19 protein-coding genes are annotated in these 20,603 nt (G+C 66.7%); 6 read left to right on the forward strand and 13 right to left on the reverse strand.

From position 1 onward, the window contains the following. The first annotated feature begins 57 nt into the window (after positions 1-57). On the forward strand, positions 58-402 hold the full coding sequence (locus DMB37_RS02435) for a helix-turn-helix domain-containing protein (RefSeq protein WP_206055160.1): 345 nt from the start codon (positions 58-60) through the stop codon (positions 400-402). A gap of 290 nt (positions 403-692) precedes the next feature. After that, on the forward strand, positions 693-1,538 hold the full coding sequence (locus tag DMB37_RS02440; RefSeq protein WP_240772474.1) for a PhzF family phenazine biosynthesis protein: 846 nt from the start codon (positions 693-695) through the stop codon (positions 1,536-1,538). Between the two features lie 311 nt (positions 1,539-1,849). Here DMB37_RS02440 and DMB37_RS41180 read toward each other — a convergent pair whose 3' ends face one another. The 4 genes from DMB37_RS41180 to DMB37_RS02455 form a co-directional block, all read right to left on the reverse strand. After that, complete coding sequence (locus DMB37_RS41180; RefSeq protein ID WP_167768688.1) at positions 1,850-1,984, reverse strand: DUF427 domain-containing protein; 135 nt, start codon at positions 1,982-1,984, stop codon at positions 1,850-1,852. A 203-nt stretch (positions 1,985-2,187) separates the two neighbouring features. After that, the gene (gene arfB, locus DMB37_RS02445) at positions 2,188-2,613 is read right to left on the reverse strand and encodes an alternative ribosome rescue aminoacyl-tRNA hydrolase ArfB (protein ID WP_135231245.1); all 426 of its coding nucleotides are present in this window, start codon (positions 2,611-2,613) and stop codon (positions 2,188-2,190) included. A gap of 73 nt (positions 2,614-2,686) precedes the next feature. Beyond that, a complete protein-coding gene (locus DMB37_RS02450; protein ID WP_135231246.1) occupies positions 2,687-3,604 on the reverse strand; it encodes a hypothetical protein in 918 nt (305 codons plus the stop codon). Between the two features lie 101 nt (positions 3,605-3,705). Beyond that, a complete protein-coding gene (locus DMB37_RS02455; protein WP_240772217.1) occupies positions 3,706-4,101 on the reverse strand; it encodes an SDR family oxidoreductase in 396 nt (131 codons plus the stop codon). Between the two features lie 278 nt (positions 4,102-4,379). On the opposite strand from DMB37_RS02455, the gene DMB37_RS02460 reads away from it, so the two are divergent. The 3 genes from DMB37_RS02460 (at position 4,380) to DMB37_RS02470 (ending at position 7,886) form a co-directional block, all read left to right on the forward strand. Continuing rightward, complete coding sequence (locus DMB37_RS02460) at positions 4,380-5,819, forward strand: MFS transporter (protein WP_135231247.1); 1,440 nt, start codon at positions 4,380-4,382, stop codon at positions 5,817-5,819. Beyond that, entirely contained in the window at positions 5,816-6,199 is a 384-nt protein-coding gene (gene nirD / locus DMB37_RS02465) for a nitrite reductase small subunit NirD (protein WP_135231248.1), read from the forward strand. The genes DMB37_RS02460 and nirD overlap by 4 nt, the downstream gene beginning before the upstream one ends. A gap of 205 nt (positions 6,200-6,404) precedes the next feature. Next, positions 6,405-7,886 carry an NAD(P)/FAD-dependent oxidoreductase gene (locus DMB37_RS02470; RefSeq protein ID WP_240772218.1) on the forward strand — a complete coding sequence of 494 codons (1,482 nt, stop codon included), beginning with the start codon at positions 6,405-6,407 and terminating at the stop codon, positions 7,884-7,886. A gap of 41 nt (positions 7,887-7,927) precedes the next feature. On the opposite strand, the gene DMB37_RS02475 is transcribed toward DMB37_RS02470, so the two are convergent. The 9 genes from DMB37_RS02475 to DMB37_RS02515 all read right to left on the reverse strand — a co-directional run bounded on the left by DMB37_RS02475 (position 7,928) and on the right by DMB37_RS02515 (position 19,778). Beyond that, positions 7,928-8,509: a YdcF family protein gene (locus DMB37_RS02475; protein ID WP_206055162.1), complete on the reverse strand. Its 582-nt coding sequence runs from the start codon at positions 8,507-8,509 to the stop codon at positions 7,928-7,930. A 182-nt stretch (positions 8,510-8,691) separates the two neighbouring features. Continuing rightward, positions 8,692-9,432: a respiratory nitrate reductase subunit gamma gene (gene narI, locus DMB37_RS02480; protein WP_135231250.1), complete on the reverse strand. Its 741-nt coding sequence runs from the start codon at positions 9,430-9,432 to the stop codon at positions 8,692-8,694. After that, positions 9,429-10,109, reverse strand: coding sequence for a nitrate reductase molybdenum cofactor assembly chaperone (gene narJ / locus DMB37_RS02485; RefSeq protein ID WP_135231251.1), 681 nt, complete (start codon positions 10,107-10,109; stop codon positions 9,429-9,431). The genes narI and narJ overlap by 4 nt, the downstream gene beginning before the upstream one ends. A gap of 34 nt (positions 10,110-10,143) precedes the next feature. Further along, positions 10,144-11,871: a nitrate reductase subunit beta gene (narH, locus tag DMB37_RS02490; protein WP_135231252.1), complete on the reverse strand. Its 1,728-nt coding sequence runs from the start codon at positions 11,869-11,871 to the stop codon at positions 10,144-10,146. 184 nt (positions 11,872-12,055) lie between these two features. After that, the gene (locus tag DMB37_RS02495) at positions 12,056-15,793 is read right to left on the reverse strand and encodes a nitrate reductase subunit alpha (RefSeq protein ID WP_135231253.1); all 3,738 of its coding nucleotides are present in this window, start codon (positions 15,791-15,793) and stop codon (positions 12,056-12,058) included. 326 nt (positions 15,794-16,119) lie between these two features. After that, positions 16,120-17,136: a nitronate monooxygenase family protein gene (locus DMB37_RS02500; RefSeq protein ID WP_135231254.1), complete on the reverse strand. Its 1,017-nt coding sequence runs from the start codon at positions 17,134-17,136 to the stop codon at positions 16,120-16,122. A gap of 99 nt (positions 17,137-17,235) precedes the next feature. Next, positions 17,236-17,637: an STAS domain-containing protein gene (locus DMB37_RS02505; protein ID WP_167768689.1), complete on the reverse strand. Its 402-nt coding sequence runs from the start codon at positions 17,635-17,637 to the stop codon at positions 17,236-17,238. A gap of 223 nt (positions 17,638-17,860) precedes the next feature. Continuing rightward, positions 17,861-18,547, reverse strand: coding sequence for a response regulator transcription factor (locus tag DMB37_RS02510; RefSeq protein ID WP_135231256.1), 687 nt, complete (start codon positions 18,545-18,547; stop codon positions 17,861-17,863). Continuing rightward, on the reverse strand, positions 18,540-19,778 hold the full coding sequence (locus DMB37_RS02515) for a sensor histidine kinase (protein WP_167768690.1): 1,239 nt from the start codon (positions 19,776-19,778) through the stop codon (positions 18,540-18,542). The genes DMB37_RS02510 and DMB37_RS02515 overlap by 8 nt, the downstream gene beginning before the upstream one ends. A 164-nt stretch (positions 19,779-19,942) precedes the next feature. Here DMB37_RS02515 and DMB37_RS02520 point away from each other — a divergent pair, with 164 nt between their 5' ends. After that, positions 19,943-20,530: a hypothetical protein gene (locus DMB37_RS02520; RefSeq protein ID WP_206055163.1), complete on the forward strand. Its 588-nt coding sequence runs from the start codon at positions 19,943-19,945 to the stop codon at positions 20,528-20,530. The last annotated feature ends 73 nt before the right edge of the window (positions 20,531-20,603 follow it).

A 20,603-nucleotide genomic window follows, 5' to 3' on the forward strand; every position in this document is an offset into this window, starting at 1 on the left:
GAATTAGAAACACCGGACGGATGTTAATGTTTCGAAAAACGAAACGCAAGGAGGATCATGCCGACACCGCGCCCCGGAACACCGGTTCGTGGATCGACTACCGGCCGTCCGATCATGGCCGCGCTGGACCTCTTCGGCCGTCGGTGGGCACTGCGAATTCTCTGGGAACTGCGCGCGGGTCCGCTCGGTGCGCGCACGCTGCTGACACGATGCGGCAGCCTGTCCTCCAGTGTCCTCTACCAACGGCTTCGCGAACTCACATCAAGCGGGATCATCGCCCCCTCCGCCGATGGCTACGAGCTCACTCCGCTGGGGGAAGCACTCATTCATGCCCTCCGACCGCTCGACGAATGGGCGACCACCTGGGCGCAGACGCAAGAGCAGAACCCTGCCGAGGCATGAAGGTCGCCAAACGTCTTGGTCCTGCGCAACTGGTCGGCGCGCGCTCGGCCGGGCGTTGCAGCGCCCGCGCGTACGGCTGCCGCTGGAACGATTCACAGGCACGGTGTTGGTGGCCGTGGGGCTGCGGGTCGCGATGGATTTGACCGTCGTCGGCGCTCGAGCGCCGGCAGCCGCCGAGCTGAGTGCGTTCAAGGGGACGACAGGCTGTCGATAGACGCTTGCTATTTCACACTCTACGGCCGGGAGTTGATGAAACCCTTTGTTAGTCTTTTGGTTTCATGGGGCCGGAGATGCTGCTCGTCCACGTCTGCCAACGTGCAGGACAGGGTGGAAGTCCGACCGTGGTGGCCGATGAGAAGCCAACGCTGAGCGACGCCGAGCGCTGTGCATTACCCGGTGTGGTTGGCGCATCGCACGGTGTGTTTGTCCGGCCCGGCCGCGCGGCTGTCTCATTGCGCTTCTTCACTGCCGCAGGCGAACTGCCGGCCTGTGGACACGGCACCGTCGCTGCACTGGCGGTTCTGGCCCACCGTGCGCAGATGCAGGAGTACGAGGCCGTGCTGCGGTCCGGCGGCCGCACTTTTCGCGGTCGGGCCACCGGCGACGGCACCCGATACGAGGCATTTTTCGATCCCGGACCCGTTGAGCTGAGCACGCCCACCATGGCAGAGAGCGAGCCGGTGCTGACCGCCGTGGGCATCGATCCCGCCGAGGCGTGCGCACCATGCCGTATCGCTTCGGTCGGTCGGCCCCGAATGCTCGTACAAGTTCCCGACCGCGCAATCCTGAGCGGCCTGGCACCGGACATGGCCCGGCTACGCGACGCGTGCGACCAGCTGGGACTGCTGGGCTGCTACGTCTACAGCACACCGACCCCGGACGGACACGCCGCGGCTCGGATGTTCGCCCCAGGGATCGGTGTGCCAGAAGACATCGCCAACGCCAACAGCACCGCCTGCCTGGCAGCACATCTCGCCGATCACGGCTTCTCCGCACTGGATGTCGACATGGGCGACTCGCTCGACCAACCATCCACCATCACAGCCACTACTCGCCCCGGACCGCGCGGCCCACGAGTCCGAGTCGGCGGCACCGCAACAATACCCAGGCCCATCGAGCCCCGCTCACGCAATTGAGCGCCTCGCGCTGTAGGAGTCGTGCACACTCGAATGCCGCCTACAGCGCGGTCGCGAACGTCCACATCTGACGAACCGTGTATTCGCTGGAGTCGCATCGATCCGGCAGTCACCGGGGACCGCCTGATCGGGAAAGTCGGGTGGCTGAGCCGTTGCCGTGCGATAGCAGTAGATGGTTGCAGGCATCGGGAGAACCGTCCTTATCGACTCCAGTTATGATGCCGTGCAATAGTTTTCGGCGTTCCATTTGTTTTCTTTCGAGTGGCGGGAAACCTGTGTGGTTTCACGCACAGGTCGGCGACCGGCAGATATTAGACCGGGTAGTGCGGGGTCTGCCAAACCAGCACCGGCCGGGTCGAATCGGCCACCAGGTGCCCGCCGAGGTAGACCCGTACCCGCTTCTGACTCGTCTCGACCCTGACGCGCCTCCGTTTCGGTTCGGTCATACCACCCGAGGGTACGCCGCACCCATCAATTCTTATTGGCGGCAACCGTTTTCAAGGCGTCGAGCAGTTCTGCCGTATCGGTACGTGCCTTGGTCAGGATGATCGCAGCGCGTTTCGACGCCGCGGCTAGCGACGCCGTGCCGTGAGGTCCACGGAGGCCTGTCGCCGCCTCTGGATCTCGAAGCGGGAAGGGCCTGTTCGAACTAGTCGTCGGGGGACGCGCGGCGGTTGCGTTTGGTGATGCCGCGCCGCTTCTTGGCGGCGATGCGGCGTTCTTTTGCTCCGCGTGAGGGCTTGGTGGCGCGGCGAACTGGTGGTGGGGCGGCGGCTTCACGCAGTAATGCGGCCAGGCGGTCGCGGGCGGCGGCGCGGTTCTGTAGCTGTGCGCGGTGCTCCGATGCGGCGATCGTGAGCACGCCGTCGACCAGGCGGGTGGACAGGCAATCGAGCATTCGGGGGCGCAGCCACTCCGGTACCGAGGGTGAGTTGGCGAGGTCGAACGATAGCTCTACTCGGCTGTCGGTGGTGTTGACGTGCTGGCCGCCCGGACCGGACGATCGGGAGAATCGTTCGTGTAGCTCGGCTGCGGGTATCACCAGCAACCGAGTTACAGTCAGGTCGTCTGCCATGGTCCGACGCCGCCCTTCCCGGCCCGAGAGTCGTCCAGGTCGTGTCGGTTGCTCGATGTCGTTCGGGCCCTGGTCATTTCACTGCTGGTAGCACTTCCAGGACTGCGGCGGTGACCTTTTCGAGGGTTGCTCGGTCGCGGCCGTTGATCGTCACGGCGGGCACGCTCGCGTAGTCGGAGTTGTCGGCGACGGGATCGAAGGTTTGGCCGACGCGAATCCGGTAGCTGCCATTGGCTTGGTTGGATGTCCAGTATGCGTGCTGCCCAGCGACTTCCACGCGCTCGTAGTTCTTGAACTCGCGGTCGGCCGAGTGCCCGTAGCCGACATAGATCGCGTCGCCGTCGAGTCTGAACCAGCAGCGATCGACCCATTCGGAATCGCCGCGGATCGCATCCGGCAACTTCGCCAGTACCGCGCACGGATCCTTGCCGGTGACCGCCGTTCGCACCGTGTCCGGCGAATCACCTACGCGCGGATGGCGTTTCCACTCGGCCAGCGCGACGGTGACGAGGGATTGTGCGGCCGGGCATGGTTCGACTCCCGGTGGGATCGTGACCATCAGGGACATGGAGCCGCCGGTCGGCAGCTGTGCATAGGCGGTGCAGGTGCGGGTCGACGCACTCATGACCTCTTCCGGCGAGCGGACATCGTTGTCACCGAGCAGGTTCACGGTCATGCCGTCGATGGTGACGGTGGCTCCCTGGTCCGGCCCGGTTTGATCGACCGCACGCACCAGCCAATCCACCTCGGTCCCGGTGTTGCGGTCGGTGCCGAATTTGGCTCTGCACCCGTACAACTGATCGGTGCCGACGGCCGTGACCGGGCCGAGTTTCGCCAGCTCCGCGCGCGGCAGCAGTGCGCAGATGTCGGTGGTGCGCAACCGCGCCAACATCTCCGCCTCCGGCCCGGTCGCGACCGGGGGCTCCGGCGGGTTCGCCGCGTTCTCCTGGCAGGCAACCGCGGTCACCATCAGTAGAGCGATCAATGCCAACCGTCGAAACATCGCAATCCCCCAAGTTCTATGCCGTGCCCACCCTGCGCGTGACAGCGTCGATAACCTATCTCGAGGCAGGCAGCGGGTGCCCGTCGGCATTAAGCGTTACCAGGGAACGGTTTTGCCGTGGCGATCCAGGAACTGCAGGCCGGGTCTCCGGACTGGGCTTCGAGGACGTCGACAACAGCAGGAATGCTCTCCGCCGGCGCGAGCGGGGCGTCGGGGCCACCGAGTTCGGTTCGGTTGTGACCGGGGTCGATCAGCAGTTTGGTGTGGCTGTCGTCAGCATGGCGGGTGGCGTAGCTACGCATGAATTGGTTGAGAGCGGCCTTGCTCGCCTTGTAGAGCTCGTAGCCGTCTTCGGTGTTCTGCGAGATGCTGCCCTGCTCGGAGGACATGATCGCGACGGTTCCGCCAGGGACGACGAGGTCGCGGAGGGTCTCGACGGCGCGCAGCGGGCTCAGGGCGTTGGTGACCATCACCTCGGTGAACATCTCGGTCGGGACCTACGCCAATATCGACGCCGTCGTCGGGCCCCTAGTTTTCCGCGCACTGACGGGCTCACCTATCCCCAGGATCTGGTGGATGCCCTCTTCGAGGACGTGCTCCGGCCTCGCGCCGACTGACCGGCTGGAACCGCGCGAGCGGCACCCGGCATCACGCGGCCACTCAGCGCTCCGTGAGCAACCGTTGATCTCCTGGTCATTCCACGAATCATGTCGGCAATACCCGCTGCCTACCGTCGGAGACAACCGATTGTGGGAGGCCTGAGTTGAGCACGCTGACGCGTAACCGTGACATCGAGAACTGGGATGCCGAAGATGTGGTGGCCTGGGAAGCCGGCGGTAAGGACGTAGCCAAGCGGAATCTGATCTGGTCTGTATTCGCCGAGCATGTCGGCTTCTCGGTGTGGTCGATCTGGTCGGTGATGGTGCTGTTCATGCCCACCGAGACCTACGGCATCGATCCCGCTGGCAAGTTCTTTCTCGTCGCCGTGCCGACCCTGGTCGGCGCGATCCTGCGCATTCCGTACACCGTGGCCACCGCGAAGTTCGGCGGCCGCAACTGGACCATCTTCAGTGCATTCCTGCTGCTGATCCCGACGCTGCTCACGCTGTATTTCATCAATCAGCCGGGCACCTCGTACACGACGTTCCTGGTGGTGGCCGCTTTCGCCGGCTTCGGCGGCGGCAACTTCGCCTCGTCGATGACCAATATCAATGCGTTCTACCCGCAGCGGCTCAAGGGCTGGGCGCTCGGGCTCAACGCGGGCGGCGGCAATATCGGCGTTCCGGCGATCCAGCTGCTCGGCCTACTGATCATCGCCACCCTCGGCAACGGCTACGCGTCGCTGATCTGCGCGATCTATCTCGTCCTGGTGGCGCTCGCCGCGCTCGGCGCCGCCGTCTACATGGACAATCTGCGCAACCAGAAGGCTGACCTGGCGGACATGGTCGCGGCGCTGAAGGTGCCGCAGTCCTGGGCGATCGCGTTCCTCTACATCGGCACGTTCGGCTCGTTCATCGGCTACAGCTTCGCCTTCGGTCAGGTGCTGCAGATCAGTTTCAAGGCCGGCGGTGACAGCGCGGCGCAGGCCGCATTGCACGCGGCGCAGATAGCGTTCATCGGCCCGTTGCTCGGGTCGCTGGCCCGCCCGTACGGCGGCAAGTGGGCCGACCGGATCGGCGGCGGCAAGGTCACCCTGTATGTCTTCGGCGCGATGATGGTGGCCGCGGTGGCCGTCGTGGTGGCGAGCACGCTCGGTGATCGCAACGGCGGGGTGCCGAGCGGCGCGGCGATGGTGACACTCATCGCGGGCTTCATCGCACTGTTCATTCTGTCCGGCATCGGCAACGGGTCCGTCACCAAGATCATCCCGTCGGTGTTCGACGCGAAGTCCAAGAGCCTCAACGTTTCTCGGGACGAGCAGGCCGCGTGGGCACGCAACACCTCCGGCGCGCTCATCGGTTTCGTAGGCGCGATCGGTGCGCTCGGCGGCGTCGGCATCAACCTGATGCTGCGCTCGTCCTACGCGTCCACCCAGTCGGCCACCACCGCATTTTGGGTCTTCATGGGCTTTTATGTCGCCTGTGCCGTGGTGGTCTGGGCCGTCTTCCTGCGCAGGCCAAGCAACCGCACCGAGGCCGACGTGGTGGTCGAGGCGGAGACCTTCGTGCTGGAGGCCGAGGCCGCGGCGAGCAGCTCCCGATGACGACCGTCGAAACCCTCAGCAGCGCTGCGATTCTCGGCACCAGGTGGACCCGGGCATGCGGCATCGACCGGTTGATCCCCGGTCGCGGCGTAGCAGTGCTGCTGGGCAGCGGCGAGACCGCAGCCCAAGCCGCCCTGTTCCGCCTGTCGGACGACACCCTCGCCGCCGTCGGCAATATCGACCCCATCGCCCGCGCGGCCGTGATCTCCCGCGGGCTCGTCGGTGACCGCAACGGCACCCCTGTCGTCATCTCACCGCTACTGAAGCAGGCGTACTCGCTGATCGACGGGCATTGCCTCGACGACGACTCGGCACGACTGCCGGTGTACGAGGTCCGCGTAGACAACTCCGTCGTCTCAATCTCCAACCACCCCGCCTGACTCGCCGCAGCGCACACCCTTTTCGTAACCCGCACACCAGGTAGAGACGGTGTGCGGGTTATGGAAAGGGTGTCGGCTTGCTGAGGCCAGCCCTGGCGGGCTCCGGGTAACCGGCGGAAAGTCCACCTGCTCGGGGGGTGTACCGGGGGGTTCTCGAAACGCTAACCTTCCCGTCTAGGTGCAGTGAAGGGAAAACATGGCGTCTATGGATCAGGTGAGCGGGCAGGATCCGAACGTTCTCATCGTGGGTACCGGGTTGGCCGGTGTGGGAATGGCGATCAAGCTGCTGGAGGCGGGCGAGCGGAATTTCGTCATCCTGGAGAAGGCCGACGGGGTCGGGGGCGTGTGGCGGGAAAACACTTATCCCGGTTGCGGTTGCGACATCATGTCGATGATGTATTCGTACTCGTTCGCGCCCAATACCGACTGGACCCGGATGTACGCCCCGCAGCCGGAGATACTCGATTACATCCGGCGGGTGGTCAAGGATTACGAGCTCGAACCGTATATCCGATTCCAATCCGAAGCCGTGTCTTACGAATTCGACGCCACCAGCGACCGGTGGGTGGTGCGCACCGCCGATGGTGACGAGTATCGGCCGCGTGCCGTGGTCGCCGCGCACGGCGCACTCCACGTCCCGAATATTCCGGAGTTCAAGGGGCGCGACACCTTCAAGGGCCCGGTGTTCCATTCGGCCCAGTGGGACCATTCGGTAGACCTGACCGGCAAACGAGTGGCGGTGATCGGCACCGGCTCCAGCGGCGTCCAGCTGGTACCCCAAATCGCCGATACCGCAGCACATGTCGAGGTCTTCCAGCGCACCCCGCACTGGGTGCTGCCGAAGCTGGACCGCCCGGTCAGCACCCTGGAGCAGCGCCTGTTCAAGGCCTTCCCCGGCGCGATGAAGATCTACCGCAATGCCGCCTTCTGGCTGCACGAGGCTCCGGTGGCCGGATATTTCCATCCCCGTTTGAACACCCTGCTCAAATGGATGTCGTTGCACCAGCTGAAGAAGCAGGTGCCCGACCCGGAGCTGCGCGCGAAGCTCACCCCGTCCTACACCTTCGGCTGCAAACGCATCCTGTTCTCCAGTGACTTCTATCCGGCATTACAACGTCCGGACGTCAGCCTGATCACCGAGGGCATCGAGGAATTCACCGAAGCCGGAATCCGCACGGCCGACGGCGCACTGCACGAGGCCGACGTGGTCGTTCTCGGCACCGGCTTCGCCACCGGCAACCGCTGCGCCGACGAGCACATCGTCGGCCGGGACGGGCTCACCATTCAGCAGGCCTGGCGCGACGGCATGCAGGCCTACTACGGCATGACGGTGGCGGGTTTCCCGAACTTCTTCATGATCATGGGCCCGAATTCCGGTGGCGGCGCGCAATCCATCCTGTTCCTGATCGAATCCCAGGTGCGTTACATCGTGAAATGCCTGCGCATGATGGAGGACCGGGGTTCGACGCGGCTCGAGGTGCGCGACGAGGTGCAGCGCGAGTTCAACACCTGGCTGCACGGCAAACTCGACAAATCCGTGTGGGTGTCCGGCGGGTGCCACAGCTGGTTCCTCGATCACACCGGCCGCAATCGGCAGTCCTGGCCGGGCACCGGCACGAGTTACTGGCGCGCGACCCGCGAACCCAAGGCCGACGCCTTCGAGCTCTCCGGATCCGGTCGGCGCTGATCGGCGATTACCTGTGGCGCACAGGCTGATTCAGCCGAGCGTCATGGGACGTCGCGGGCATCCTTCAGCCGCCAGTACACGGCGAGCAGCGGCGTGAACGGCAGCAGGTCGCCGAACCGATACTCGCTGCCGCGCACCAGGCGGTCGGCCAGGTCTGGGCGCTGCTTGCGCAGATAGCGCCGGGCCTTCTCGGCGTGGAACGGCAACGAGACGATCTTGATCCGCTCGACGTCCTCGAGGTAGGGAATCGCGAAAGCGATGTTCTCCCACGTACTTCGGCTCGACTCCTCCAACACGAGCTCCCCGCGATACCCACCGCTTTCGGTGGCATAGCGCGCCATCAGCGCCGCCTCGGTATGCGAGCCGGCGCAGGCCCCGCCGCACAGCACCAGCCGAGTCCGGGTGGCGGCCGGATCGATGGACCGCAGCCCCGCCCGCACCCGCCACCGATTCATCAGGTTGGCGCGCGTTCCGGCGTCGCGATACCCGAGCACGACCACGGCCTCGGAGTCACCCGCGACGGACCCGACCACCCTGCGCGACGCGCGCCAGTTCTCCCACTCACCCCACAGGATCGCCAGTACAAGACCGCTGCCGATGCTGAGCCAGGTCCGTTTCCGCACGCGTTCACCCAAGCACATGCCCGCTCGACGCGGTCGGCGACCACCCTCCGGGGTGGAATCCGCTACCTCGACGCGCACGAGATCGAGTCGCTGGACTACCGCCTGGGCACCCCCGCGCAGAACAATCCCACGTGCCACGGCGGCGTTTCAGGTGCGTGGAAGTGCTACTCGCGGAGCGCGGATCAACGCCAGTGTTCCGGGGTGACAGGTGCGTCCCACGCGCGAGCGTAGCGGCGGGTGTCGGGGGCGTTGGATTCCTTGCGGCGGTAGACGATGTAGGGGCGCGTCAGGTAGCCGAGGGGCGCGCTGAACATGTGGACCAGGCGGGTGTAGGGCCAGATGCCGATCAGGGTGAGCACGACCAAGCCGTGCGCCTGGAAGGTCCACGGCGTACCGACCATCAGGCCGGGCTCGGGATTCGGCGTGAAAAGACTACGGAACCACGGGGATACGGTTTCGCGATAGTTGTAGGTACCCCAGAGCAGGTTGCTCCCCCAGGTATTGAGCAGGCCGGTGATCAAGGCGGCGGCCAGCAGCGCGTACATCAGTTTGTCGTTGGCGGTGGTGGCCTTGCGGACCGCGGGCACGGTGAACCGGCGATAGAGCAGGATGCCGACACCGGCCAGCACCGCCGCGCCCGCCACCGAACCCGCCGACACCGCGACCAGGTGATAGGCGTGCTTGGAGATCCCGACCGCGGCGGTCCACGACTCGGGTATCAGGACGCCCATCACGTGACCGCCGATCACCCCGAGCATGCCGAAGTGGAACAGCGGACTGCCCAGGCGCAGCAGGCGGCTCTCGTAGACCTGGGAAGAGCGGGTGGTCCAACCGAATTGGTCGTTCCGGTACCGCCACAGGTGGCCAAGGACGAACGAGGTGAATGCCACATACGGCAGGGTCAACCACAGGGTGCTGGTCATCGGCGGCCTTCTCCTTGCGCGAACATGGTGGGATCCATGGCGAACGGTTCGAGTCCCACTTCTTCCTCCGGTGGTCCCTGCGCGGCCAGCTCGGCGATGCGGCGCCGGTCCGCAGTGGTCGGCGGCGGCAGTGTGGCGACCACCGCCGCCAGCACGGCGGCGTAGGGAGACCTGTTGTCGGCCAACGAGAGCCGGAGCAGTTCGATAACCGGCACGTGCTCGCCGAGCAGCCGTTCACCGCCGATCGGATCGACCGTCGCGGCGAACTCCAGCAGCACCGGCAGGTGGTCGGGCAGCTCCTCGTCACCGAGCTCGACACCCGCGTGCCGGTAGGCGTGTTTGAACCGGAGCAGCGCCATCCCCCGCTTGCGGGTGTCGCCGTAGGCGTAGAAGGTCAGGTGCATGCTGGAGCGGCGGCGCATGTCGAAGGTCTCGACGTAGCGCGTCGCCAGGTCCAGCGGTGCGCTCGCGCGCAGGTGGGTGAGGAATTGGATCAGGTGCTCCCGCACCGGCTCCGGCAATTGCGCTGCGGCGCTGACCAGGTCGTCGGTCATCGCGAGGAGTTGCTCGCTCGGGTAGTCGAGCAGCAGCGCGGCGATCCGCCACACCACGCGCCGGTCGCGTTCGGCCATCGGCACCGCCGGCTCGGGCCTGCGGCGCACCTTCAGCAGCGACATGACGGACCCTCGCTCGAATTCGGGACGCGCGCGCTCACTGGGGTGCTCCGGTAGTCGTGGCTACGGGCGGCACGCCGTCGGGTACGGCGCCATTGCTTCCATCGGCTGCCACACCGTCGTCGGACGCGCCGTCCAGCGCCGCGCCGTTGCTCGGGGCCTTACCGTTGGGAGGCGAGGGCAGCAAGCCGTTGGTGCTCTGCCCATCCCAGTTGAGCAGGTTGACCCGGTTCGACTTCTCTTCCGGCGCAGCACCATTGGTGTCGGTCAGGTGGAACTTCTCCACCATCGTGTCGAACGCCGTCATCCCCGGCCCGCCGTCGTTGTCCAGGCTGCACCCGGTGGCCAACGCGTCCAGCTGATGCGCCTCCGACCCCGCACCCGACGGAATCACGTACCGGTGTTCGTATTTCGCGATCGCCAGCAGCCGGTACATCGCCTCGATCTCCTCCGGCTCCAGCCGCACCGAGGGGGCGATCGCCGGATCCGGTTCTTCGCCGAGGTTCACCGACCGCATGAACGCCCGCATCCCCGCCAACCGCTGCAACGCGGCGCGCACCGGTCCGACGTCACCCGCCGTGAACAACTCGGCCAGATACTCCACCGGGATCCGCAGCGCGTCGATCGCGCCGAACAGGTTCCGTGCGTCCTCGCCGTCGTGGCCGGTCTCCGACAGCACATCCACCACCGGCGACAGCGGCGGCACGTACCAGACCATCGGCATGGTGCGGTACTCCGGATGCAGCGGCAAGGCGATCTGGTAGTCGACGATCAGCTTGTAGATCGGCGAATCCTGTGCCGCCTGAATCCATTCCGGTGAGATACCGGCCCGCTCCGCCTCAGCGATTACCCGTGGGTCGTGTGGGTTGAGGAACACGCCCAACTGCGACGGGTACAGGTCCTTGTCCTCGGTGACCGAGGCCGCCTCCAGAACCTTGTCGGCGTCGTAGAGCATCACGCCGATGTAGCGCAGGCGGCCGACACAGGTCTCTGAGCAGACCGTCGGGATACCGACCTCCACCCGCGGGTAGCAGAAGGTGCACTTCTCTGCCTTGCCCGTCTTGTGGTTGAAGTAGATCTTCTTGTACGGGCAGCCGGTGACGCACTGGCGCCAGCCGCGGCACTTGTCCTGGTCGACGAGCACGATGCCGTCCTCGGCGCGCTTGTAGATCGCGCCGGACGGGCACGACGCCGCGCACGAGGGGTTCAGGCAGTGCTCGCAGATCCGCGGCAGGTAGAACATGAAGGTCTGCTCGAACTCCAGCTTCACCTGATCGGACAGCCGGGACAGCAGGGGGTCCTTGCCCACCTGTTCCGGGCCGGAGCCGAGGTCGTCGTCCCAGTTGGCGCCCCAGGTGATCTTCGTGTCCTCGCCGGTGATCAGCGATTTCGGGCGCGCGACCGGGGTGGTGTCCATCGCCGGGGACGACAACAGGTTGTCGTAGTCGTAGCTCCACGGCTCGTAGTAGTCCGCCACCGTGGGCAGGTCCGGGTTGGCGAAGATGTTGAGCAGCCGCTTCATCCGGGAGCCGGATTTCAGGGTGAGCTTGCCGCGGCGGTTGAGCTGCCAGCCGCCCTTCCACTTCTCCTGGTCCTGATACTGGCGCGGATACCCCTGTCCCGGACGGGTTTCCACATTGTTGAACCACATGTACTCGGTGCCGCCGCGGTTGGTCCACGCCTGCTTGCAGGTGACGCTGCAGGTGTGACAGCCGATGCATTTGTCCAGGTTCATCACCATGGCGAGCTGGGCCATGACGCGCATGTCAGTACTCCACTTCCTGCGAGCGGCCATCGAACAGAGCGTCGGTACCTCGTCGGGCCATGTCAGTACTCCACTTCCTGCGAGCGGCCATCGAACAGAGCGTCGGTACCTCGTCGGGCCATGTCAGTACTCCACTTCCTGCGAGCGGCCATCGGACAGAGCGTCGGTACCTCGTCGGGCCATGTCAGTACTCCACTTCCTGCGAGCGGCGGCGAATAGTCGTTACCTCGTCGCGCTGGTTTCCGGTGGGGCCGTGGTAGTTCAGCGCGAAGGACTGCTGCGCGTAGCCGCCGATGAGGTGTGAGGGTTTGATCATGATCCGGGTCAGCGCGTTGTGGATGCCGCCGCGTTTGCCGCGGGCGTCGTTGACCTCCGGCCGATCCTCGATGCGCGGCACGTCCACCGCTCGGTCCTGCGCGTGATACATGAACACGGTGCCCTCCGGCATCCGGTGCGACACGATGGCCCGTGCGACGACGACACCGTTGCGGTTCACCGCCTCGATCCAATCGTTGTCGGCGACACCGATTTTCGCGGCGTCCTTCTCCGACATCCAGATCGACTGGCCGCCGCGCGACAACGTCAGCATGTGCAGGTTGTCCTGGTACGCCGAGTGGATCGACCACTTCGAGTGCGGCGTCAGATACCGGACTGTCACGCCCTTTTCGGTCACCGCGCCCACATCGGGCTCGCTGAACAACGCGGTCATGTCCAGCGGCGGCCGGAAGATCGGCAGCTGCTCACCGAGTTCCAGCATCCAGTCGTGGTCCAGGTAGAAGTGCTGGCGGCCGGTGAGGGTGTGCCACGGCTTCAACCGTTCGGTGTTGATGGTGAACGGCGAGTACCGCCGCCCGCCGGTCTCGCTGCCGGACCACTCCGGCGAGGTGATGACCGGGACGGGCCGAGCCTGGGTGTCGGCGAAGGTGATTCGCTTGCCCTCGTGTTCGGCGGCCAGGTCGGCCAGCTCGGTACCGGTGCGCCGCTCCAGTGCCTCGAAGCCCTGTACCGCTAGCCTGCCGTTGGTGGTGCCGGACAGCGCGAGGATCGCCTCGGCGGCGTGGGTGTCCTTGGCCAGCGACGGCCGCCCCTGTGCCACACCGGAAACCACGGTGCCGTTGGTCGCCGCGAGGTACTTCACTTCCTCGTCGGGGTAGGTGGTCACGCCCTTGGTCGTCAGGCCGAGGGTGTCGATCAGCGGGCCGAGGGCCGCCATCTTCTCCGCGATCTTCGGGTAGTCGCGTTCCACCATGACCAGTTTCGGCATGGTCTTGCCCGGAATCGGCTCGCACTCACCGGCTTTCCAGTCCAGGACCCGGCCGCCCGCCTGCGCCATGGCGTCGGGCGAATCGTGTTGCAGCGGCACCGCGACGATGTCTTTGCGGACGCCGAGGTGCTTCTCCGCCATCCAGGAGAACCCGCGCGCGATCCGATGGAACGCGTCGAAGTCGGTCTTGGCCTCCCACGGCGGCGAAATCGCCGGGGAGAAGGCGTGCACGAACGGGTGCATGTCGGTGGAGGACAGGTCGTGCTTCTCGTACCAGGTCGCGGCGGGCAGCACGATATCGGAGAACAGCGTGGTGCTGGTCATCCGGAAATCCAGCGAGAGCAGCAGATCCAGTTTTCCGGTCGGCGCCTGGTCGCGCCAGACCAGCTCCTGCGGGCGGACACCGGTGACGTCGGTGGTTTGCAGATTCGAGTCCGCGCCGAGCAGGTGCTTGTGGAAGTACTCGTTGCCCTTGCCGGAGGAGCCGAGCAGGTTCGCCCGCCAGACCGTCAGGCACCGCGGAAAGTTCTCCGGCGCGTCCGGGTCCTCGCAGGCGAAGCGCAGGTCGCCGGACTTCAGCTCGTCCACGATGTGCTCGGGCGCCGACTTGCCTGCCTGCTCGGCCTCGTCCGCCAGGTCCAGCGGATTGCGGTCGAACGTCGGGTAGCTCGGCATCCAGCCGAGCCTGCTGGCCAGCGCGATATTGTCGGCGGCGGTGCGGCCGGCAAACCGGCCCTCGTTCAACGGCGAGGCGAAGGTTTCTGCGGTGAACGGGTCGTAGCGCCACTGGTCGTTGGTGAGGTACCAGAAGACGGTGCCCTGCATCTGCCGCGGCGGGCGTTGCCAGTCCGCGGCGAACGCCAGGGTGGACCAGCCGGTCACCGGACGGCACTTCTCCTGGCCGACGTAATGGGCCCAGCCGCCGCCGTTGACGCCCTGGCAGCCGGTAAGCAGGGTCAGCGTGAAGAACGCGCGATAGATCTGGTCGGAGTGGAACCAGTGGTTGGTGCCCGCGCCCATCAGGATCATCGAGCGGCCGCCGGAACGGTCGGCGTTGTCCGCGAATTCACGCGCGATGCGTGTCGCCTGCGCGGCGGGGACGCCGGTGATGGCCTCCTGCCAGGCCGGGGTGTACGGCTCGGACGCATCGTCGTAGCCGGTCGGCCAGTTGCCGGGCAGGCCGTCGCGGCCGACACCGTACTGCGCCAGCAACAGGTCGAACACCGTGGTAACCCGTTTGCCTGCAACAACTATCGTCGGCACGCCGCGGGTGAGCACACCGGGCACATCGGTGTCGAAGCGGGGAAACCGCACGGCCGCAGCATCGTCGGTACGGCCGTGCAGCGTCAGCAGCGGATCGATGTCCGCCAGGTCGAGGTTCCACCGTCCGGTACCCGAGGCGCCGAACCGGTCGCCGAGGGATCCGTTGGGCACCACCGGATTCGCGTCCGCGTCCAGCAGCACCGTGCGGAACTCGTCGCCCTCCGCGCCGGGAGTGCGCGGTTCGGTTGCCCCCTGCGCAACCGTACCGGCGGCCGCCAAATCAGCTGCGGTGAGGAACTTTCCGGGCACGTGCGCGCCGTCGCGCTCGTCGAGGGTGATCAGGAACGGCAGATCGGTGTAGCGCTTGACGTAGTCGGTGAAGCGGTCCGTCGTCCGGTCGACGAAGAACTCCTTGAGCATCACGTGCCCCATCGACATGGCAAGGGCCGCATCGGTTCCCGGCCGCGCCGCCACCCATTCGTCGGCGAACTTGGTGTTGTCGGCGTAGTCGGGCGAAACCACCACGACCTTCTGCCCGCGGTAGCGCGCCTCGGTCATGTAGTGCGCGTCCGGTGTCCTGGTCACCGGCACATTCGAGCCCCACATGATGAGGTAGCCCGCGTCGAACCAGTCCGCCGACTCGGGGACGTCGGTCTGGTCGCCGAACACCTGCGGTGAGGCAACCGGCAGGTCGGCGTACCAGTCGTAGAACGACAGCATCGAGCCGCCGAGCAGCGAGATGAACCGCGCGCCGACGGCATGGCTGACCATCGACATGGCGGGAATCGGCGAGAAGCCCGCCACCCGGTCCGGGCCGTACTGCTTGATCGTGTAGACGTGCGCCGCTGCCGCGATTTCGGCGGCTTCCCACCACTCGGCGCGCACGAAACCGCCCTTGCCGCGAGATGACTTGTAGCGCTTGGCTTTCGCGGCGTCCTCGACGATCTCACCCCACGCGAGGACCGGGTCCTTGAGCCGGGACTTGGCCTCGCGGTACATCTCCAGCAGCACCCCGCGCACGTACGGGTAGCGCACGCGGGCGGGCGAATAGGTGTACCAGGAGAACGAGGCGCCGCGCGGGCAACCTCTCGGCTCATACTCCGGTTTGTCCGCGCCGACCGAGGGATAGTCGGTTTGCTGCGATTCCCAGGTGATCACACCGTCTTTGACATAAATCTTCCAGGAGCACGATCCCGTGCAGTTCACACCGTGGGTAGAACGCACCACTTTGTCGTGCGACCAGCGGTCGCGATAGAACTCGTCGGCGCCGCGGCCACCAGTTTTGTGCAGCGTGCGCTGGTCCGCCGAAATCTCGCCGCGGTGAAAATACTTGCCCAATCGCAGGAGTGCGTCGCCGGCGTCGGCGGATGGTCGGTCGGTCCGTGATTGTGCCACGACGCCCCCTTCGAGCTGTGAAAATCGGGCTGGTGCTCCGACTGTAAGGACGCGGGGACGTGCGTCCAAACAGTTTCCTCACACCCCGCCGCAGCGCATTGTGCGCGGTGAGGCCGCGGCAATGTCGTGGTCATCGGAGGCCGGGCGCGCGTTGTCTCCCGTAACAGCCCCACCTGCGTGAAAACCCGGAATCCAGCGGAAATACCGCACGGTACGGGTGTTTCGCCGCCGTTCCGGTGATCATTCGGAAACCGTGGGTTCTCCGGCGATTTACATTTGTTAACACATCGAGAGCCGGTATCGAGGACGGTAACTCGGGCGGGTGATCACCGACGCGGCGTGCGCCCTTCGAGCAATCGTGCGGCACCGGCGCAGAGATTCTCGATCGCCGCGCCCACCGGTTCGACCCGGGCAACCATCCCGACGGCTTCCCCGGCATCGACCGGAGCGATCCGTGGGTCGTCCGCGCTCATCGCGGCGGCGAGGGCCTGCTTGGCCTGCTCGTCGTCGGACAGCCGCTGCTCCCGACCGGTCCACCGGTTCGCGAACTCGTTGCGCAGCACCCTGGCGGGAAACCTTGTCGGCCAAGGCCATTCCATGCCGACGTCGAAGACCCGCGTCAGCATCGTGTCGGTGCCCTCGGCGGCGACCATCGCCCGGCGCGCGCCATCGGCCAGCAACGACTCCGAACACGCGGCCAAACGGGTACCCACCCACGCTCCGGCGGCACCCGCGGCGAGCACGCCCGCGAGACTCGCCGGCGAGCCGATACCGCCCGCGGCCAGGACCGGGACCGATACCGCGCCGACCACCGCGTCCAGCAACGGCAGGGTCGCCATCTCCGGCGCACCGTGGCCGCCGCCCTCCGCGCCGCGCGCCACCACGACATCGATGCCCGCATCCTCGGCCCGACGCGCCTCGTCGACGGTGTATACCTGTGTGGCCGTGTGTATTCCGGCCTCCCGTACCCGCTCCACCCAGGACAGGTCCCGACCGAAACTCACCGAGATCAACGCAGGCGAGGCCGCCATGGCGGCCTCGAGCAACTCCGGTTCCGCACCGACGACCCAATCCACCACCCCGATCCCGAACGGACCGCGCACGTCGCCCAGCTCGCGCAGCTCCCGCTCCAGCGCCCGCGCCGACCCGGTGCTCCCCATCCCGATCATCCCGAGCCCGCCCGCGGCCGTCACCGCCGCCGCGAATCGTCCGCCCGCCACTCCCCCCATCGGCGCGTTCACCACCGGCACCCGCAGGCCCATCCCCCGCGACCACGCCGTGGCCAGCCCGTCGAACGCCCGCACACCATCCGCCGATGACGATTCCACTGCACCCGAGGTCATATCAACCATCGCAACACACCCGCCGAAGAGCGGCGGCACCGGACACAAAATTCGGCCACCACCTGCTCGCAACGGGAGCGGAGGGTGGCCACCGCGTCACTATTCCGCGACAGCCCGCATCGCGAGATCCATACGGGCATAACAGGATACGTGGTCGTACGCGTCGGTCAAGCTGAGGGCCCGCTGGGTCGGGCGGGTCGATGCCACGACGGCGAACCGGCGTAGGCGGCTGTCGGCGCGGGCGGCAGCGCGGATGAGCACGTCGACGCCGGCGAAGCCGAGGAAGGCGACTTTGCTCATGTCCGCGACCACAGCCGACGCGTGCTGGCTGTCGTCCAGTGCCAGTTCCAGCAGCGGCGCGGTGGCCAGGTCGAGCTCGCCGACGATGGCGAGCACGCGGACGCCCCGCGGCGTGGTGTTGCCGCGGATTCGCAGCTGTCCCTGCGAGTATTCGCTGATGCTCGCCGGTGGGTGGCAATGCGACAGCAGTCGTCGAGACATTCGAGGCTGGCGAGGGCTTAGCTGTTTCGTCATGCGCAACGCTCCGGGTCAGCGCCGAACGGATCTGCCACCCAGCGTGATTCGGTGGTAGCCCGCGCCGGGCTCGGCCGCGTCGCCGCGAGCCGATCGAGGTGTGGGGCCACCATCGGCTCGTGTCTGAACCTCCTGCAAAACTACCCGCGTCCGCGTGCGGGCACAACAGCGAACGGTGAGCATCCCCCGGTCAGCGGTTGCCCGGCACCACGATTCCGGTTTCGTAGGCCAGGACGACCAGTTGAGCGCGGTCGCGCACGGCCAACTTGGTGAGCAGGCGTCCGACATGCGTTTTGACGGTGGCGACGCTGAGATGGAGGGTGCTTGCGATCTCAGCGTTGGAAAGCCCCGCCGCGACGTGTTCGAAAACCTGGCGTTCGCGGTCGGTCAGCGCAGCCAAGACCTCCGGCGGCGCGGCCGGTGCCACGGGTTGGCGGGCGAACGTGCTGATCATCCGGCGGGTGACGCTCGGCGTCAGCAAGGCGTCACCGTTGGCGACCACCCGGATCGCGTGCAGAAGTTCTTCGGGCGGTGAGTCTTTGAGGAGGAAGCCGCTCGCGCCGCTGCGCAGCGCCTGGAAGACGTGCTCGTCCTGATCGAAGGTGGTCACGATCAACACATGCGGACCCTGGGTCTCCCCCGCGGCGATATGCCGCATCGCCTCGAGACCGTCCATGATCGGCATTCGAATGTCCATCAGGACGACATCGGGTCGCAGCTGACGAGTGAGCCGCACCGCCTCGCCGCCGTTGCTCGCCTCGCCGACGACGGTGAGATCCGGGGCGGAGTCGACCAGCACCCGGAACCCCGCCCGGACCAGGGCTTCGTCGTCGGCGATCAGGACCAGGATCGCGCTGCCGGACGCGTCTTCAGACATGGTCGTCCGTCTCGAGGGGGAAACGCGCGGTGACGGCGAAGCCGCCCTCGGGTCGTGGCCCGGCGTCGAGCCGGCCGCCGAACAGCGATACCCGCTCCTGCATCCCGACGAGCCCGAGACCACTACCTTCGCTGACCACCGGCTGTCCGACTGAGTGCGTCACCGGTCCATCATCGGCGATGGACACGGTCAGCTCGCGCGGCGCATGCCGGATCTCGATCCGCGCGCGGTCGGTCTGCGCGTGTTTGACGACGTTGGTCAGGGCCTCCTGCACGATGCGGTAGACGGTCGTCGCCAACAAGGCTGGATAACGGACGGGCGCACCGACGACGTCGTACTCCACGGTCAGACCGTTGTGGCGCAGTCCTTCGACGAGGGTCGCTATCTCGGCGAGTCCCGGCTCCCCCGGCTCGTCCTGTGGCCCCGGCTCCCGGATCTGCGCCAGCACTCGCCGCAGCTCCCGCAACGCCGAGCGGCTGGCCGTCTCGATGGTGCTCAGCGCCTCCCGCGCCTCGCCCGGTTGCTCGTCGATCAGCAGGCGCGCCACCCCGGAACGGACGGCGACCATGCTCAAGGTGTGCGAGATCAGGTCGTGCACGTCGCGCGACACCCGTAACCGTTCCTCGGCCCGGATCCGGCGCTCCTCTTCTTCGGCCTGCCGAAGTTGTTGCGCGGCAAGACTGTTCCGATAGTCGCGACGGGTTCGCAGCATGTCACCGGCCAGCCAGGCTGGGATCGCGATGAACAGCTCGACGAAGTTCTGATCCTGGTCCGGATGCAGCGGCGCGGCGACCATCGCGGTGATGTAGATAGCGACGAGTGCCCCAACGGTGGCGAGCACTGACTCGCGCCGCGACCACCGGTCGGCCAGCGTGAGAACCGCGACACCGAAGGCGGGACCGGCATTGCTCACCCACGGCGTGAACCGCACACCCAGCACGGCGGCGAGGCACAGCACGACCGTCACCGCGACGAGCACCGCCAGCGGCCGGCGACGGCGGACGATCAGCGGCGCGACCACGGCGGCACCGAGGGCGGCGATGGCCAGCGGCGAGCCGTGCCCGCTGGTCGCCCCGATCAGCACGGGCAGCGTGAACGCCGCGAAGCAGACCACCGCGATGCCGAGGTCGACCCAATCGGGCCCGGGATCGCTGCGGTGCAGGCGTGCGGTGAGCCGCTGATGCCACGGTGCCGGTCGGGTGTCCGGGTGCGGCAGGGAAGTAATCGCCATAGCGCTGACGTTAACCGGCGGACGCTGCGGAAACATCGCTCCGAGGTCGCCGGTTCGGGTCATCCGCAAGTCGCAGGGGACCGCCGGCGTCCGCCGATGGTGGGTAGCGAGTTCGCGGCCGGCGGCTGACGACAACGTGCAGGTCAGCGGGTCAGAGTTGGGGCATGAGCACATACACCGAACGCGTCGCCTCCTCCGACGGCCGCCGAAGGCAGTTCTCCCGTCCGCTGGTCGCGATCGCGACCACCTCCCTGGCCGCGGGCATCGTGTTCGGCGGCACGATCTACCTCAACCGTTCCCCTGAGCTCGCGACGTACGTCGATGGCACGTCCGCGTGGTTGCCGCACCTCATGCTGTTCGCGCTGGCCGCCGCCGTCTGCACCGTCATCCTGCGCAGGCGCGGCGTTGAGGCAACGATCCAGCTGTTGCCCGCTCCGCTCGGCACCACAGCTGTGCGACGGCTCGCGCACACGCTGCGTGCGATCCCGCACCGCCCAAGCGCTCTACTGCGCATCCTGCTCGCCGTCCCGGCCATGGTCGTGCTGGTCTACTGCCCGTTCCGGATCGGTGTGCAGATCCTCGCCGGGCTGGACCCGAACTTCACTGTCAACGCCTGGGGCGGCCCGACCTATCTGGGTGCGATGGCCTGCCACTACCTCGATGCCGCGCTACTGATCGCCGCCGCGGCCTACCTGCTGAACAAGTTGTTGTTGCCAGCCACGCACACGCGCACTACCGACCTACACCGGTAGCTGAGCCGTACTCAACGAACCGCACCCCGCGTTGCTCAGGATCAACGTTCGGCCGATGATCGAATCGCGTCGA

It is taken from the genome of Nocardia sp. CS682, assembly GCF_004634405.1.
GTDB classification, from domain to species: domain Bacteria; phylum Actinomycetota; class Actinomycetes; order Mycobacteriales; family Mycobacteriaceae; genus Nocardia; species Nocardia ninae.